Annotated in this window: 18 protein-coding genes; 9 read left to right on the top strand and 9 right to left on the bottom strand. The window is 67.7% G+C overall.

The window, feature by feature from the left end; all coding sequences use genetic code 11:
* Positions 1–16: 16 nt before the first annotated feature.
* Genes ACE3N9_RS01265 through ACE3N9_RS01235 form a run of 7 tightly spaced genes read right to left on the bottom strand, consistent with a single transcriptional unit; the run spans position 17 to position 5,257 of the window.
* Complete coding sequence (locus ACE3N9_RS01265; protein WP_374280055.1) at positions 17–337, bottom strand: hypothetical protein; 321 nt, start codon at positions 335–337, stop codon at positions 17–19.
* 16 nt (positions 338–353) lie between these two features.
* Complete coding sequence (locus tag ACE3N9_RS01260) at positions 354–1,229, bottom strand: phytanoyl-CoA dioxygenase family protein (RefSeq protein WP_374280053.1); 876 nt, start codon at positions 1,227–1,229, stop codon at positions 354–356.
* Positions 1,226–2,401 carry a CCA tRNA nucleotidyltransferase gene (locus ACE3N9_RS01255; RefSeq protein ID WP_374280338.1) on the bottom strand — a complete coding sequence of 392 codons (1,176 nt, stop codon included), beginning with the start codon at positions 2,399–2,401 and terminating at the stop codon, positions 1,226–1,228. The genes ACE3N9_RS01260 and ACE3N9_RS01255 overlap by 4 nt, the downstream gene beginning before the upstream one ends.
* Positions 2,401–2,982, bottom strand: a complete 582-nt coding sequence (locus tag ACE3N9_RS01250; RefSeq protein WP_374280051.1) for a CoA pyrophosphatase — start codon at positions 2,980–2,982, stop codon at positions 2,401–2,403. The genes ACE3N9_RS01255 and ACE3N9_RS01250 overlap by 1 nt, the downstream gene beginning before the upstream one ends.
* On the bottom strand, positions 2,979–3,518 hold the full coding sequence (locus ACE3N9_RS01245) for a DUF1285 domain-containing protein (protein WP_374280049.1): 540 nt from the start codon (positions 3,516–3,518) through the stop codon (positions 2,979–2,981). The genes ACE3N9_RS01250 and ACE3N9_RS01245 overlap by 4 nt, the downstream gene beginning before the upstream one ends.
* 25 nt (positions 3,519–3,543) lie before the next feature.
* Complete coding sequence (locus ACE3N9_RS01240) at positions 3,544–4,062, bottom strand: GNAT family N-acetyltransferase (RefSeq protein ID WP_374280047.1); 519 nt, start codon at positions 4,060–4,062, stop codon at positions 3,544–3,546.
* Between the two features lie 40 nt (positions 4,063–4,102).
* On the bottom strand, positions 4,103–5,257 hold the full coding sequence (locus tag ACE3N9_RS01235) for a PQQ-dependent sugar dehydrogenase (protein ID WP_374280045.1): 1,155 nt from the start codon (positions 5,255–5,257) through the stop codon (positions 4,103–4,105).
* Between ACE3N9_RS01235 and ACE3N9_RS01230 the strand changes: the two genes are divergently transcribed.
* From ACE3N9_RS01230 to folP, 3 genes are all read left to right on the top strand, one after another.
* The gene (locus ACE3N9_RS01230) at positions 5,256–5,885 is read left to right on the top strand and encodes a ribonuclease HII (RefSeq protein WP_374280043.1); all 630 of its coding nucleotides are present in this window, start codon (positions 5,256–5,258) and stop codon (positions 5,883–5,885) included. The two genes, ACE3N9_RS01235 and ACE3N9_RS01230, sit on opposite strands and share 2 nt — an antisense overlap.
* A gap of 221 nt (positions 5,886–6,106) precedes the next feature.
* Positions 6,107–7,240: a site-specific DNA-methyltransferase gene (locus ACE3N9_RS01225; protein ID WP_374280041.1), complete on the top strand. Its 1,134-nt coding sequence runs from the start codon at positions 6,107–6,109 to the stop codon at positions 7,238–7,240.
* 3 nt (positions 7,241–7,243) lie between these two features.
* Entirely contained in the window at positions 7,244–8,341 is a 1,098-nt protein-coding gene (gene folP, locus ACE3N9_RS01220; RefSeq protein WP_374280039.1) for a dihydropteroate synthase, read from the top strand.
* On the opposite strand, the gene ACE3N9_RS01215 is transcribed toward folP, so the two are convergent.
* The gene (locus ACE3N9_RS01215; RefSeq protein WP_374280038.1) at positions 8,342–8,965 is read right to left on the bottom strand and encodes a PilZ domain-containing protein; all 624 of its coding nucleotides are present in this window, start codon (positions 8,963–8,965) and stop codon (positions 8,342–8,344) included.
* Between the two features lie 180 nt (positions 8,966–9,145).
* On the opposite strand from ACE3N9_RS01215, the gene ACE3N9_RS01210 reads away from it, so the two are divergent.
* Positions 9,146–9,886, top strand: coding sequence for a class I SAM-dependent methyltransferase (locus ACE3N9_RS01210; RefSeq protein WP_374280036.1), 741 nt, complete (start codon positions 9,146–9,148; stop codon positions 9,884–9,886).
* 15 nt (positions 9,887–9,901) lie between these two features.
* Here the strand turns inward: ACE3N9_RS01210 and ACE3N9_RS01205 are convergent, their stop codons facing one another.
* Entirely contained in the window at positions 9,902–11,320 is a 1,419-nt protein-coding gene (locus ACE3N9_RS01205; RefSeq protein WP_374280034.1) for a sigma-54-dependent transcriptional regulator, read from the bottom strand.
* A 174-nt stretch (positions 11,321–11,494) separates the two neighbouring features.
* Here ACE3N9_RS01205 and ACE3N9_RS01200 point away from each other — a divergent pair, with 174 nt between their 5' ends.
* The 5 genes from ACE3N9_RS01200 to ACE3N9_RS01180 are packed head-to-tail and all read left to right on the top strand — an operon-like array spanning position 11,495 to position 14,860.
* Positions 11,495–11,623, top strand: coding sequence for an aa3-type cytochrome c oxidase subunit IV (locus tag ACE3N9_RS01200; protein ID WP_374280032.1), 129 nt, complete (start codon positions 11,495–11,497; stop codon positions 11,621–11,623).
* A gap of 19 nt (positions 11,624–11,642) precedes the next feature.
* Positions 11,643–12,761, top strand: coding sequence for an NAD(P) transhydrogenase subunit alpha (locus ACE3N9_RS01195; protein WP_374280336.1), 1,119 nt, complete (start codon positions 11,643–11,645; stop codon positions 12,759–12,761).
* 1 nt (position 12,762) lies between these two features.
* On the top strand, positions 12,763–13,047 hold the full coding sequence (locus tag ACE3N9_RS01190; protein WP_374280030.1) for an NAD(P) transhydrogenase subunit alpha: 285 nt from the start codon (positions 12,763–12,765) through the stop codon (positions 13,045–13,047).
* Positions 13,047–14,492, top strand: a complete 1,446-nt coding sequence (locus tag ACE3N9_RS01185; protein WP_374280028.1) for an NAD(P)(+) transhydrogenase (Re/Si-specific) subunit beta — start codon at positions 13,047–13,049, stop codon at positions 14,490–14,492. Before ACE3N9_RS01190 ends, ACE3N9_RS01185 begins: the two co-directional genes overlap by 1 nt.
* A 53-nt stretch (positions 14,493–14,545) precedes the next feature.
* Entirely contained in the window at positions 14,546–14,860 is a 315-nt protein-coding gene (locus ACE3N9_RS01180) for a hypothetical protein (RefSeq protein WP_374280026.1), read from the top strand.
* Positions 14,861–14,866 lie beyond the last annotated feature (6 nt).

Genomic DNA, 14,866 nt, shown 5'->3' with positions numbered 1-14,866 from the left:
CGGATCAGCCCCGGCTTCAGTCCCCGGGGCCGGTCTGACGGCGGCGCAGCCATGCCCCCGCCGCCATGCTGCCCAGCCATAGCGGGGTGATGCCAACGATCACGAAGACCACCGACAGCGACCAGCCCACGCAGCGCGCCGGGGGATCGGCGCTGGTGCAGCCGTCCTCGATCCCGCCGATGATCAGCATGGCATAGGGCACCGCGCCCAGCAGCAACAGCAGAGCGATCTTCGCGCCGGTGTGGCGCATGTGCCAGACCAGCCAGCCCAGCGGCAGGCCGATCAGCGGCCAGACCCACGGATGATCGAACGCCCAGGGAAAGATCAGCTTGATCATGGCCTAGGCCGTTCCCTCAATCGAATTGCGCGAAGATCGCGGTGCCGTTGACGCAATAGGACGATGGCCGCGCGCCGATCGGTTCGGCGTAGATTTCCGCGAGCACCTGCTCAATCGGCAGTTCGGCATCTTCGGGCCGGGGCGAGGGGGCGGGGAAGGCAAAGGCCGCCTGGCCCGGGTTGCGCTCGGCATAGAGCCGCGCCGCGACATGGCTCAGGCGGGTGCGGCGCGCGACGACCTCTGGCGGATAGATCCGCTCTGCGGCGACCTGCGCGGCAGAGAGGAATTCGAAATAGATCACCCGGCGCAGCAGTCCGTGGTGCATCGGCGGAGAGGCATGGGCGAGCATCATGTCATGGATCAGTATGTCGCCGCCCTGCATTGGCAATTCGATATGCGGTTCGTGCATCAGCGCACAGATGTCGCGCGGATCGTGGTGGCTGCCCGGCACGACCTGCAACGCACCGTCCCCGGCGAAGGAGGGGTCGAGATAGATCCCGGCAGTAAAGCAGGTGCCGCTGCGGCGATGGACCATGTCCTTGTGCCACAGCACCGGCACACCATCGCCGCCGTGCTTGATTACCGCGAATTCCTGGATCAGGAACAGGTCATCCCCGCACAGCGCGCGGGCGAGTTTCAGCAACGGCGGATAGCCCAGTAGCTCCAGCGCGGCGAGGTTGCCGCGGTGGCACAGCAGGTCGACATTGGTAACCACCGGCCCGGACGGTGCGGCGGCGATCACCTTGCAGGTTTGGGCATCGGGCACCAGCAACTGGTCGAACAGCTCGCGCAGCCGCGCCAGCAGCGGCGGAGGAACGAAGCCGGGAAAGTGCGCGAAGCCGTCCTGCTCGAACGACTGACGCTGCGCCGCCGTGAGGGGGCTGGACGTCATTGCTCAGGCTTTTTTGCCAGCACGGCGTCGAGAATTGCGCTGGTCGCGGCCGCATCCGGGAAGCCTGCGGCGATCCAGCGCGCTTCGACCGCTTGCAGCACCCGCGCCACTTCCGGCCCAGCGTGCACCCCGCGCGCGACGATCTCGCCGCCTTTGAGCGGGAAGGCGGGAATATCCCACCCCGCCAGCGCGGCAATGCTCGCGCCGGCCAGCAACAGCCGGTCCAGCGCGGCTTCGCGCCCCAGGCGATAGGCGAGGGCGCGGGCATCGCCCGGTGTCTCGCTGCGCGCCGCTGCGGCTGCGAGGCGCTTCTTCTGCGCGCCGGACAGGCGGAACCGGCTGGCGACCGCCTCGGCCAGCGGCACATTGGCGGGCAGCAGCGCGGCCAGGCGGCGCAGCGCATCGGGCGCGGCCTGCTCGCGCGCTTCGGCGGCGACCAGCGCGGCGAGCGGAGCGGGGTCGGCTTCGGGCAGGACCACGGCCAGCACGCCCAGCTGCGCCATGCGCGCCACAGTCGGCGCGGGATCGGGCAGACCGAGGAGATTCATCATCTCCATCCCCACGCGTTCGCGCGACAAGCCCTTGAGCGTCGGAGCCAGTTCCGCGCAGGCGCTTTCCGCCTCGGCATCGGCGGGCGTCCCGCCGAACCGCGCCTGGAAGCGGAAATAGCGCAGGATGCGCAAGTGATCCTCGCGGATGCGCTGGCGGGCATCGCCGATGAATCGCAGGCGGCGCTCGGCCAGATCATCGCGCCCGCCGAACCAGTCGAACAGCTCGCCGCTGGCCGGATCGGCAAAAAGCGCGTTGATGGTGAAATCGCGCCGCGCCGCATCGTCGCGCCAGTCGGTCGAGAAGGCCACGGTGGCACGGCGGCCATCGGTGGACACGTCGCGGCGCAGGGTGGTGATTTCCACCGGGCCGCCGGGCAGAACGGCAGTGACTGTGCCATGCTCAAGTCCCGTGGGCACGTTGCGAATGCCCGCCGCGTCCAGCCGGGCGATGACCTCGGCCGGGGGCAGCAGGGTCGCCATGTCGATGTCCTTGACCGGCAGGTCCAGCAGCGTGTCGCGCACCGCGCCGCCGACATAGCGGGCATTGCCCGGCCCCAGCGCGGCGACCAGCGCGTGCAGGTCGGTGCGCTCCATCCACGGCGCGACAAGGCGATCGGGGATCACCACGCGATCCGCCGCGCCAGGTTGCTGATGATCCCGGCGGTCACCCCCCAGATGCGGTGCTGCTGCCACATGATCTCGATGTAGCGGCGCTCGCGACCCTGCCAGAAGGCCGACTGATGGTTGTGATTGCGGGTGTCGAACACGTGATCGACCGGGGCCTCAAACCATTGCGCCACTTCGGTCGGGCTGGGATTGAGTTCGAGATCGGGCGGGATCACTGCAATGACAGGGGTGATCGCATAGCCGCTGTTGGTGCGGTAGACGTCGCTTGCGCCGATCACGGTCACGTCGCGCTGGTGGATGCCCAGTTCCTCATAGGCTTCGCGCAATGCGGCCTCGATCGGGGTTTCGCCCGGGTCGATCTTGCCGCCCGGAAAGGCGACTTGCCCCGGATGCGAGCGCATGTTGGAGGGGCGGTGGATCAGCAGGAAGCCGGGCCGATCGTTGCGTTCGGTGATCGCCGCGAGAACGGCAGCCGGGCGCAATTCATGCTCGGCGCGGTCGACCTCGTTGGCCAGTTCGAGCTCCTGTGCGTGGCCTTCGGCATGGAGGCGGGCGAGGCGTTCAATCAGGCTCATGCCGGCACCAGCGAAAAGCGCGCGCCCTGGCTGGTCACGGCCAGGTCCGCATCGGCCAGGTCAACCAGTTGCAGCCAGGTGCTGCGGTTGATCCGCGCTTCGGTGCCGTGGCGCACGGCGAGGTAGATCGCGGGCAGGTCAGCGGTGCCGCGCGCGATCAGCGGATGATCCGGCCCGGCCACCACCACATCGTCGGTATTCAGCCGGAAGGTCAGCGCATCGCCGCTGCGCGCCACATCGGTGGCGATGAAGGCGGCGTCCTCGACCGTGATGCTTTGCTGTTCGAACGGGGTAACCAGCCAGTGCTGGCCATCGCCGTCGCGGCGCAGCAGGCTGGAAAAGGCGCGGATCATCGCCGGGCGGCGGATTTCGCCGCCATCGTGGAACCAGCGGCCATCGGCGCGGATCGTCATCAGGCTGTCGCTGATGGTCTGCGGCTGCCACTGGTCGAGCGGGGGCAGCTTGCGCGCGGCGGCCAGCTCGGCAATTGCATCGAGCGAGAGGGTGGCCAGATCGGGCGGGGGATCATAAGGCATGGCCCAGCGGCGATGCCAGATCAGGTCAGGCTTTCCAAGGCCCCAGCATGCCTTCGCGGGGGAGGACGGCGGGATTGTCGCACCGTACCAGCAGGCGGCGCTGCTCGAACGGGCCCGGCAGGTCCCACCCGGCGGTGTGGGCATTGGTAAAGCCCCAGAACCGGCCGTAATATTCGGGATCGCCGATCATCACCTGCGGCAACGGCGCCGAGGGGCTGAGCGCGGCGAGGCTGGCAGTCATCAGCGCCTGGCCATAGCCCATGCCCTGCGCTTCGGGCACGACGGCGACCGGACCGACCATGATCATCGGGTGACGGCGCCCTTCCGCGTCGGTCAGCGCCACCGGCCAGCACTGGATCGTGCCGACGAGGTGTTCCGCTTCGTCCAGCGCGGCGAAGGACAGGCCGGGCAGCCAGTCCATCCCTTCGCGCAGCCGATAGGCGGTGCGCTGCTGGCGGCCCGGCTCGAACGCGCGGTCGAGCAGATCTTCGATCCACTGGGGATCGATCTGGTCAAGCGGGATCAGGGTGGGCTGCGCAGACATGGCCGCGCCCGTTAGGGCAGGGGGGCGGCCATGTCGAATGCTATTTCTGTTTCTGCCGGCGCGTCAGGTGGCGCAGCCGCGCGTCCTTGCCGTCTTCCAGCACATAGAGCGAGCCGTCCGATGCCTCGGCCACCTCGCGGATGCGGTTGTCCAGCGGATAGCGCGCTTCCTCGCGCATGGTTTCACCCTGGATCGAGACGCGCACCAGCCCGCCGCTGCCCAGCCCCGCGATCAGCGCCTGGCCCTGCCATTCGGGCCACATCCGGCCCGAATGGAACAGCATGTCGCCGGGCGCGATCACCGGGTTCCAGCTGATCGCCGGGGCGGCCAGATCGGGCCGGGTGGCGTGGCGCGGGATCGGCTTGCCGTCATAGTGATCGCCGTTCGATACCAGCGGCCAGCCATAGTTCTGCCCGGGCTTGACCAGGTTGATCTCGTCCCCGCCGGCGGGGCCGTGTTCCAGGTCCCACAGCCGGCCCTGGCGGTCAAAGGCCAGCCCGAGCACGTTGCGGTGGCCATAGGACCATATTTCCGCGCTCACCCCGCCCTTGTCGGCAAAGGGATTGCCCGAGGCCGGCGTGCCATCGAGGTTGAGCCGCAGCACCTTGCCCAAGTTGACCGTCAGGTCCTGCGCGGGCGTGAACTTCTGCCGATCGCCCGAGGCGAGGAACAGGTACTTGCCGTCCGGCGAAAAGGCGATGCGGTGCGAATAGTGGCCGCGCCCGGTAACTTTCGGCGTCTGCCGCCAGATCACTTGCAGGCCTTCAAGGCGAGGGGCGGCCCCCATCACCAGCTTGGCCCGGCCCAGCACCGCGCCGCGCGTTTCGTCCGCGCCCGCTTCGGCCCAGGTCAGGTAGACGTTGCCCGACTGTGCGAAATCGGGGGCCAGGCGCACATCGCCCAGTCCGCCCTGGCCGCCATAGGCCACCTGCGGCGCGCCGCTCACTTCGGTCAGCTTGCCGTCGAGCAGCGCGACCAGCCACAGCTTGCCGCTCTTCTGGGTAACCAGCGCCTGCTGGCCGCCGGGGAGCAGGGCCATTGCCCAGGGCTCGTCCAGCTTCGCCACGTCGGCGATGACGAAAGCATCGGCGACGTCGGGCGCGGCGACAGTCGGGCTATCCCCAGCGGCGGACGGAGTGCAGCTTGCGGCGAACAGGCCGAGCGGGAATAGGGCGGTGAGGAGTTTTTTGCGCATGGCTGGCATTGTGGGGACAGCACATCGGCTTGCCAAGGGGGCGCCGCTGGTAATTGGCGTGGACGAGGCTGGGCGTGGTCCGCTGGCCGGGCCGGTGGTCGCCGCCGCCTGCCTGCTGGGCCCGGATGCGCCGGGCGGGCTGGACGATTCCAAGAAGCTGTCGGCCAAGCGCCGCGCCGCACTGGAACCGCAAATCCAGGCAACGTGTCACTGGGCGCTGGGCGTGGTCGAGGCGGACGAGATCGACCGGATCAACATCTTTGCCGCGACCATGCTGGCGATGACCCGCGCGGTGGGTGAATTGGTTGCTGCGCTGAGGGCTGAACCTGACGAAGTGCTGATCGACGGCAACAAGACCCCGCAGGGCCGGGTGCCGGAATGGCGCTGGCCGGCCCGCGCGATCGTGGGCGGGGACGCGCTGGAGCCCTGCATTTCAGCCGCCTCGATCCTGGCCAAGGAACACCGCGACCGGGTGATGCGCGATCACGCCCTGGCGCACCCGCATTACGGGTGGGAACGCAACATGGGCTATGGCACGGCCGAGCATCTGGCGGCGCTGCGCGAGCATGGTGCCAGCCCGATCCACCGCCGCAGTTTTGCCCCCGTTGCGCAACTGGTGCTGCTCTAGGCCGAATTTTTTCGCGGCCCGAGTCCGCCGCGCCACACCACCACATATCGAGTCCCGCTAGGGTGCGGGGACTCAATATCTGGTGGGGGACTCGTTCTGTTCCGCCTTAATTGGCCCGATCAAAACCCGGAATCGCAAGGATTCCTGCGGAGTCGCGACTTGACGCGGGACTCCGGATGACTCACCCTGTGGATAAGTTTCAGGGGGTTTGAACGCGCGTTATGGGTCAGATGCTGGTTGGTGAGAAGGCGCGGCTGCGCGCCGTGAAAGAGGTTGCGCGCCCGGATCTGCCCTTGGGGCGGATCCTCGATGGTGACTGCGTGGAAGCGATGCGGACCATCCCTTCGGCCAGCGTCGACATGATCTTCGCCGATCCGCCCTACAACCTGCAGCTGGGCGGCGACCTGTCGCGCCCGGACGGCAGCCATGTCGATGCGGTGACCGACCACTGGGACCAGTTCGACAGCTTCGCCGCCTATGACAAGTTCAGCCGCGAATGGCTGACCGAGGCGCGCCGCGTGCTCAAGCCCAATGGTTCGCTGTGGGTGATCGGCAGCTATCACAACATCTTCCGCCTGGGCGCGATGTTGCAGGACATGGGGTTCTGGATCCTCAACGACATCGTCTGGCGCAAATCCAACCCGATGCCGAACTTCAAGGGCACCCGGTTCACCAACGCGCACGAAACGCTGATCTGGTGCTCGATGGGCGAAAAGGCGAAGTACACTTTCAACTACCGCGCGATGAAAACCCTGAACGACGAATTGCAGATGCGCTCGGACTGGGTCCTGCCGATCTGTGCCGGGCAGGAACGGCTCAAGAAGGGCGGGCACAAGGTCCACCCGACGCAAAAGCCCGAAGCGCTGCTCTACCGCGTGATGCTGGCGACGACCAACAAGGGCGACGTGGTGCTCGACCCGTTCTTCGGCACCGGCACGACCGGAGCGGTGGCCAAGCGCCTGGGCCGCGAATGGATTGGCTGCGAGCGCGAGAGTAATTACCGCGAAGCCGCGCTGGAGCGGATTGAACTGGCCTTGCCGCTCGATGAATCCGCGATCACCACGATGCAAAGCCCCAAGGCCGCGCCCAAGGTGGCGTTCGGGGCGCTGGTGGAAACCGGCATGATCGTGCCGGGCACCATGCTGATGGACAAGAAGCGCCGCCTGAGCGCGACGGTCCGTGCCGATGGCTCGCTGGTGGCGGGGACGGATACCGGTTCGATCCACGGACTGGGGGCGAAGCTGCAAGGTGCGCCCAGCTGCAACGGCTGGACCTTCTGGCATATCGAGCACGAGGGCGAATTGAAGCCGATCGACGCGATCCGCCAGCTCTACCTCCTTGCCACCGAGGACTGACCCTTGGCCCGCTCCTTCTACCTGCGCCCGATTGCCCTGTGCGACAGCCCGCAAAGCGAAGAGGGCGAGGCGGTGCGGCTGGGCGGGGGGCTGGTCTATGCCAGCCGCTTTGCCCTGATCGAGCGGGAAGGGGCGCAAGTGGTCGCCCGCAGCCGGCTGGGCGTGGCCGAACTGCGCCGCGAACTGCCGGGCTTGCCCGATGCGGTCGGGCAGCAGTGGGCCAACCTGCAGCGCAGCCATGCGCCGCTGCAATGCGGCGCGCGCACGCTGCGGCTGGATCAGCCGCAGGTGATGGGCATTCTCAACGTTACGCCTGACAGCTTTTCGGATGGCGGCCAGTTCATGGACGATCCGGCCGTGGCCAACGCCCACGCCGCCGCCATGCTCGAAGCCGGTGCGGCCGTGATCGACGTCGGCGGGGAAAGCACCCGTCCGGGCGCGGCCGCGGTGTGGGAAGGCGACGAGTTGAAGCGCGTGATTCCGGCGGTCGAACGACTGGCGGCGATGGGCGCGGCAATCAGCGTCGACACCCGCCGTCCGGCAGTGATGGAAGCAGCGCTGGCCGCCGGCGCGCACATCATCAACGATGTTTCGGCGCTGCGCCACGATCCGCGCAGCCTGGAATTCGCCGCGCGCAGCGGCGCGCCAGTGGTGCTGATGCACGCCCCGGGCGAAGGCGAGGACCTGCACGGCGGCGGCGACTATGCCGATGTCGTGCTTGACGTGTTCGACTGGCTGGCGACGCGGCGCGATGCGGCGCTGGCGGCGGGAATTGCGCAGGACCGGATCGTGCTCGATCCCGGGATCGGCTTTGGCAAGTCGATGGCTGACAACCTCGCGCTGCTCAACGCGCTGCCGCTGTTCCACGCGCTGGGTCAGCCGCTGCTGCTGGGCGCCAGCCGCAAACGCATGATCGGCGCGCTGTCGAACGAGGCGCCGGCGCACCAGCGGCTGGGCGGTTCGGTGATGCTGGCAGTGAAGGGCATGGAGGCCGGCGTGCAGTTGCTGCGCGTCCACGACGTGCCCGAAACGGTTCAGGCGCTGCGCGTTTGGCGCGGCTTGCGCGATGCGGCGCTGACCGATTTCAGCCAGCTGGCCTGATCAGGCGTAGCGGCGCTCCGGCGCGCCGGCGGGATCGGGGGCGGTGCCTTGGGTCAGCGCGAAGACGTGCCGGGCAAATTCATCCAACCGCAGGGCGTGATCGAAGAACAGCCCGTGGGCAAAGCCATCGCGCCAGCGCACGTGGCCAAAGCGCAGCGGCATGCCGGGCACTTCCAGCCGGACCGTGGCCAGCGGATCGATCTGGCTGCCCAGTTCGATCCGCGCGCCCTGCTGTGACAGGTCAAGCAAGCGCGCCCGGTAATCGCGCCCGCCAGACGTCAGCAGTGCGCCCCGGTTGAGCCGCACGCGCAGCTTGCGCCGCTCGAACGGGCTGGGTTCGGCCATGAAGTCGCTGACGTCGATCGGCTCGCCAAACCGCGCGCCCAGCAAGTCGTCGCGCCGCCAGACCACTTCGAGCGGATAGCGCTCGCCATTGCCCAGTTCGAGCAGCAGGAACGGATCGAGCGGCTGGGCATGATAGAAGCGCAGCCGCAGCCCGGTGGCGGAAACCTCGCGCACGCTGCACACGAATTCGCCGGTGGGGGCCAGCACCTTCGCCGCCCGCAACATCAGCGAATGCCGCTGCGCGCCGCGCCGTTCGTCTGCCAGTGCCAGGTTGTCCATGTGCCCTCCTTGTCGCTGCGCCGCACTATCGCCGGGCATGGTTAACGCCGCGCAAACCATGCCATCGGGCCTATTGCGCAGGGGCAGCAGCCGACGAACGGCTGACTGGCGGCGGCGAGCGCGGCTTGCCAAGCGCTGCAGGCGGCCTAGTCTGCGCCGCTCATTCCCCGGGAGAGCACCATGCAGCGAACCATGCCCCTGATCCTTGCCGCGCTGATCGGCACGGCCGCCCTGACACCGCTTGGCGCCAAGCCGGACGCCGCCCAGGCCGCGCAGCTGGCCAGCGCCGAACGCCCCGAGGCCGACAAGGTGCGCGATGCGGACCGCAAGCCGGGCGCGGTCCTGGCTTTTGCCAGGATCAAGCCGGGCATGAAGGTGATCGAACTGGCCCCCGGTGGCGGCTATTACACCCGCGTCCTCAGCCTGGCGCTGGGGCAGAAGGGCACGCTCTATCCGCGCGGCGCCCGCATTTCCCCGGCGGTGGAGGAGTGGGCCAAGAGCCATCCCAACACCCGCCCGGCATTGTCGAGCGCCGATGGGCTGGCCGTGCCCGAAGCGGTCAATGTGGTCTGGACCACGCTCAACTACCACGATTTCAAGAACGCCAAGGTGGGCGACCGGAACCTGGCCGAAGTGACCAATGCCCAGGCCTTTGCCGCCTTGAAGCCGGGCGGGGTCTATATCGTCAGCGACCACGCCGCCGCAGTGGGCGCGCCGGCCGATGTCACTTCCACGCTGCACCGCATCGACGAGGCCAGCGTGATCCGCGAGGTCGAGGCGGCCGGGTTCAAGCTGGAAGCGAAAAGCGCGCTGCTCGCCCATCCCGCCGACGACCACACCCAGAAAGTGTTCGAAGGCGCGGTGCGCGGCAAGACTGACCAGTTTCTGCTGAAATTCCGCAAGCCCAAGGGCAAGCGTTAGGCCGGGGCGCCTGCCTCAGGCGGCGTCGCCGATCCCCAGTTCGCTGAGCTTGCGGTACAGCGTCGAGCGGCCGATGCCGAGCCGGCGGGCGACTTCGGTCATCCGCCCGCGATAGTGGCCGATGGCCAGGCGGATCACGTCGGCTTCGATGTCTTCCAGCGGGCGCAGGTTGCCATCGGGGGTGTAGAGCATCACGCCGACCCCTTCCTGCACCGGCTGCTGCTGCGCGCCTTCGCTGCCCAGCATGTCGGACAGCTGCGGGAAATCGTCGGCAGTGAGGGCATCGCCGTCGCAGAACACGGCGGCGCGGAACAGGACGGCCTGGAGCTGGCGGACGTTGCCCGGCCAGTCATAGGCCGACAGCAGCGCCAGCGCGCCATCGGTGATGCCCAGCGCGCGCAGGCCCGGCTGTTCGCCGATGCGGGCCAGGAAGTGCCGCGACAGGGCGGGAATGTCACCCGCGCGGGCGCGCAGCGGCGGCACGGTTACGACTGTGCCGGCAATCGCCTGGTGCAACTCGGGCAGGAAGTGCCCAGCGGCGACCATGTCCTTGAGCGGCAGGTTGCTGGCCGCGATCAGCCGCACGTCGATCCGGAAGGAATGGCGCGCGCCGATCGGGCGGACATCGCCGCGCTGGATCGATTCGAGCAGGCGGTGCTGCACCGCCATCGGCAGGCGGTCGATCTCGTCAAGCGCCAGGGTGCCGCCATCGGCGTGCTGCAAGGCGCCGATGTGCCGGTCGAACGCGCCCGGAAAGGCGCCTTTTTCATGGCCGAACAGCGCGCTTTCGACCGAGTTGGCCGGAATTCCGCCGACGTTGAGCACGCGCAGCGGCGCCTTGGCGCGGGGGCTGGCTGCCTGGATCGCGCGGACCAGCATTTCCTTGCCGGTGCCGCTTTCGCCTTCGATCAGCACCGGGCCGTGCCCGCGCGCCGCCTTGGCCGCCACGGCCAGCGCCGCGCGGAAGGTGGGCGCCGCGCCGATCATCGCGTCGAAATCGGGCGTCGAGGGCATCTTTTCGGTCAGCGGCTGCAATTCGTCGCGCGGGGCCTCGCGCGTGGTGGCCATGCGCAGCGCGTGCATCAGCCGATCAGGCGCGACCGGCTTGACCAGGTAATCGGTGGCCCCGGCGCGCATCGCTTCGACCGCCAGGAGCGGCGAGGCGCTGTGCGTCAGCATCAGGATCGGCAGGGCGGGACGGCGGGCCTTGAGTTCCGCGATCAGGTTGCAGGCATCGTCGCCCGGCACCCACTGGTCGAGGATTATCGCGCTGAGCTGCATGCCCTGGCGCGTGCCCAGCGTGGCAATCGCGGTTTCGGAATCGCGCACCACCAGCGTGCGCCAGCCGTCCCGCGCGGCTAGCGCGGAGATCAGCCGGCTTTGCGCCGGTTCATCGTCGATCAGCATCAGCAGGCGCTGTTCGATGTCCGCCATTGTCGTCTACGTGGCCCCCTCGGTTCGCAGCCGACATAGCCAGGTTCGGTAAAGACGGGATTAAGGCTCATGCAGCCTTTCTATCCCCGGTTTCGGGCTTTGCCGCTTGAGCAAGGGGAAATGCGGCGATAGAGGAGCGCCACGAGCTTCCTGATCCACAACAATACCGGGGAAATGACGATGGCCAGCGGCAACGACATGAAGGCACACAACGCGACCTACGAAGGCTTCATCGGTCTGGCCAAGTGGGGCACCATCGCATGCGTGCTGGTGACCGCGCTGGTCGTGTACCTGATCGCCTGACGGGCTGGTGAGCGCCTCCATGCGGATCGCGGTCCTCAAGGAAACCGCGAGCGGGGAAAGCCGTGTCGCGGCTACGCCCGAAACGGTGAAGAAATTCATCGCTTTGGGTGCCACTGTTGCCGTTCAGCCCGGTGCTGGCGAGGGAGCGTCGATTGCCGACGCCGACTACGCCGCCGTCGGGGCAGATGTCACCACGGATGCGGTCAAGGGCGCCCAGATCGTGCTGGGGGTGCAAGGCCCGGATCCCAAGGCGTTGAGCGGCGCTGCCGACGGCGCGTGGATCGTCGCCGGGCTTGACCCGTTCGGCCAGCGCGCCCGCGTGGATGAATATGCCAAGGCGGGTTTCGAAGCCCTGGCGATGGAATTCATGCCGCGCATCACTCGCGCGCAAAGCATGGACATCCTGTCCAGCCAGTCGAACCTGGCCGGTTACAAGGCGGTGATCGAGGCGGCCAGCCAGTATGGCCGCGCCTTCCCGATGATGATGACTGCCGCCGGCACCGTTGCCGCGGCCAAGTGCTTCGTCATGGGGGTCGGCGTTGCCGGACTCCAGGCGATCGCCACCGCCCGCCGGCTCGGCGCGCAGGTGTCGGCCACCGACGTGCGTTCGGCCACCAAGGAACAGATCCAGTCGCTCGGCGCCAAGCCGATCTTCGTCGAAAGCGTCGCCGGGATCGAGGGTGAGGGCGCGGGCGGCTATGCTACGGAAATGTCCGAGGAATACCAGAAGGCCCAGGCCGAACTGGTCAGCAGCCACATCGCCAAGCAGGACATTGTCATCACCACCGCGCTGATCCCGGGCCGCGCCGCGCCGCGCCTGATCACAGATGCGCAGATTGCGACGATGAAGCCGGGCAGCGTGATTTTCGACCTGGCCGTGGCGCAGGGCGGGAACGTCGAAGGCAGCAAGCCGGATGAAGTGGTGGTCAGTCACGGGGTGAAGATCATCGGCTTTTCCAACACCGCGACCCATCTGGCCGCCGATGCCTCGGCGCTGTTCTCGCGCAATCTCTACAACCTCCTGTCCGCCTTCTGGGACAAGGAACAGGGCAAGCCCGTGCTGGACGCGGAAATCGGCGATGCGATCCGCCTGACCCAAGGGGGCAAGGTGGTCAACGAGCGGCTGCTGGGGGCATAAGATGGACTTTATCTCGATCCTCTCGATTTTCGTGATGGCCTGCTTCGTGGGTTATTACGTGGTGTGGTCGGTTACCCCGGCGCTGCACACGCCGCTGATGGCGGTGACCAACGCGATTTCCTCGGTGATCGTGGTCGGCGCGCTGATCGCTTCGGCGGCGGCGGGCTCGGCCTCGTCGAAGTGGCTGGGGCTGCTGGCGGTGGTGCTGGCCAGCGTCAACATCTTCGGCGGCTTTGCCGTGACCGCGCGCATGCTCGCAATGTACAAGAAGAAGGAGCGCAACTGATGACGCTTGCGCTGCTTTCCGCCGCGGCCGGCGCCGCGCACGCCGCAGTGCCGGCCTGGGCCATGCTGGCCTATCTCGCTTCGGGCGTGCTGTTTATCCTCGCGCTGCGCGGGCTGTCCTCGCCTTCGACCAGCCGTGCGGGCAACCGCTATGGCATGATCGGGATGACCATTGCCGTGGTCACGACGCTGGTCACGCATGAAATCGCCAGCCTGCCCGAAATCCTCGCCGCGCTGGCGCTGGGCGGGGCGATCGGCTGGGTGATTGCCCGCAAGATCGCGATGACCGACATGCCGCAGCTTGTCGCCGCGTTCCACAGCCTCGTTGGCCTTGCCGCCGTGCTGGTTGGCTGGGCGGCCTATCTCAACCCCGAAGCCTTCGGGATCCTGGGGGCTGACGGCCTGATCAACCCGGTCAGCCGGGTCGAGGCGGGCCTGGGCATCGCCATCGGCGCGATCACCTTCTCGGGCTCGGTCATCGCTTTCCTCAAGCTGGCCGGCAAGATGAGCGGCGCGCCGATCCTGCTGCCGCTGCGCCACGTGATCAACCTGGGCACTCTGCTGGCAATCCTGGGGCTGACCGCCTGGTTCACCCAGGACCAGAGCCTGTGGGTGATCGCCACGATCACCGCGCTGTCGTTCCTGATCGGCTTCCTGCTGATCATCCCGATCGGCGGGGCGGACATGCCGGTGGTCGTCTCGATGCTCAACTCCTACTCGGGCTGGGCGGCGGCGGCGATGGGTTTCACGCTGCACAACACCGCGATGATCATCACCGGCGCACTGGTCGGCTCGTCGGGCGCGATCCTGTCGTACATCATGTGCAAGGCGATGAACCGCGGGTTCTTCTCGGTCATCGCCGGCGGCTTCGGCGCCGATGCGGCGGCGGGCGGCGGCGAAGCGCGCGAACAGCGCCCGTGGAAGCGCGGCAGCGCCGAAGACGCGGCCTACATGCTGGGCGAAGCGGAGAAGGTCATCATCATCCCCGGTTACGGCATGGCGGTCAGCCAGGCGCAGCACGCGCTGCGCGAAATGGCCGACTTGCTCAAGGCCAAGGGCGTCGAGGTGAAGTACGCGATCCACCCCGTGGCAGGGCGCATGCCCGGGCACATGAACGTGCTGCTGGCCGAAGCCAACGTCCCCTATGACGAGGTGTTCGAGCTGGAAGACATCAATTCGGAATTCTCCACCGCCGACGTCGCCTTCATCATCGGCGCGAACGACGTGGTCAATCCGGCGGCCAAGACTGACAAGAGCAGCCCGATCTACGGCATGCCCGTGTTCGACGTCGACAAGGCCAAGCAGGTGTTCTTCATCAAGCGCTCGATGGGCGGGGTCGGCTATGCCGGGGTCGACAACGACGTGTTCTACATGGACCAGACCATGATGCTGCTGGCCGACGCAAAGAAGATGGTCGAAGACATCAACAAGTCGCTTGCTCATTGATCGTTCAGGCGGGCGGGCCTAGTGGCCCGCCTCCTTTGCTGACGAGGATCGCGATGAAGCCCCTGGTGCCTGTCCTGTTGATTGCGGCGCTGGCCGCCTGTTCGCCCAGCAAACTGGCCTATGGCCAGGTGAAAAGCGCGATGATCGACGCGGGGTTGAGCGAGCCCAACGCTGCCTGCATGGCCACCCGCATGACCGACCGGCTGACCCTGGGCCAGCTCAACAAGCTCAAGCAGCTCAAGGGCGAGAAGCGCGGGCTAATGGACTATGTCAGCGCCGTGCGCCGGGTCGGCGATGCCGAGGCGCTGCAGGTCACCGCCAGCAGCGCCGCGCTCTGCGCGACAGGGCTGGCGGCCGAGAAGAAGTAAGCCGGC

This window comes from Novosphingobium sp. (genome assembly GCF_041905565.1).
Lineage (GTDB): Bacteria > Pseudomonadota > Alphaproteobacteria > Sphingomonadales > Sphingomonadaceae > Novosphingobium.
Note: the sequence above shows the minus strand (reverse complement) of the source record. Positions and strands in the feature narration are given on the sequence as shown.

Bases quoted from the DNA above. Each gene is read 5' to 3' on its own strand.
- ACE3N9_RS01235 (WP_374280045.1), bottom strand. From the start codon at position 5,257: ATGCGCAAAAAACTCCTCACCGCCCTATTCCCGCTCGGCCTGTTCGCC.
- ACE3N9_RS01250 (WP_374280051.1), bottom strand. From the start codon at position 2,982: ATGAGCCTGATTGAACGCCTCGCCCGCCTCCATGCCGAAGGCCACGCA.
- ACE3N9_RS01200 (WP_374280032.1), top strand. From the start codon at position 11,495: ATGACGATGGCCAGCGGCAACGACATGAAGGCACACAACGCGACCTAC.
- ACE3N9_RS01190 (WP_374280030.1), top strand. From the start codon at position 12,763: ATGGACTTTATCTCGATCCTCTCGATTTTCGTGATGGCCTGCTTCGTG.
- ACE3N9_RS01245 (WP_374280049.1), bottom strand. From the start codon at position 3,518: ATGCCTTATGATCCCCCGCCCGATCTGGCCACCCTCTCGCTCGATGCA.
- ACE3N9_RS01210 (WP_374280036.1), top strand. From the start codon at position 9,146: ATGCAGCGAACCATGCCCCTGATCCTTGCCGCGCTGATCGGCACGGCC.
- ACE3N9_RS01265 (WP_374280055.1), bottom strand. From the start codon at position 337: ATGATCAAGCTGATCTTTCCCTGGGCGTTCGATCATCCGTGGGTCTGG.
- ACE3N9_RS01260 (WP_374280053.1), bottom strand. From the start codon at position 1,229: ATGACGTCCAGCCCCCTCACGGCGGCGCAGCGTCAGTCGTTCGAGCAG.
- ACE3N9_RS01230 (WP_374280043.1), top strand. From the start codon at position 5,256: ATGGCTGGCATTGTGGGGACAGCACATCGGCTTGCCAAGGGGGCGCCG.
- ACE3N9_RS01240 (WP_374280047.1), bottom strand. From the start codon at position 4,062: ATGTCTGCGCAGCCCACCCTGATCCCGCTTGACCAGATCGATCCCCAG.
- ACE3N9_RS01215 (WP_374280038.1), bottom strand. From the start codon at position 8,965: ATGGACAACCTGGCACTGGCAGACGAACGGCGCGGCGCGCAGCGGCAT.
- ACE3N9_RS01205 (WP_374280034.1), bottom strand. From the start codon at position 11,320: ATGGCGGACATCGAACAGCGCCTGCTGATGCTGATCGACGATGAACCG.
- ACE3N9_RS01185 (WP_374280028.1), top strand. From the start codon at position 13,047: ATGACGCTTGCGCTGCTTTCCGCCGCGGCCGGCGCCGCGCACGCCGCA.
- ACE3N9_RS01180 (WP_374280026.1), top strand. From the start codon at position 14,546: ATGAAGCCCCTGGTGCCTGTCCTGTTGATTGCGGCGCTGGCCGCCTGT.
- ACE3N9_RS01195 (WP_374280336.1), top strand. From the start codon at position 11,643: ATGCGGATCGCGGTCCTCAAGGAAACCGCGAGCGGGGAAAGCCGTGTC.
- ACE3N9_RS01225 (WP_374280041.1), top strand. From the start codon at position 6,107: ATGGGTCAGATGCTGGTTGGTGAGAAGGCGCGGCTGCGCGCCGTGAAA.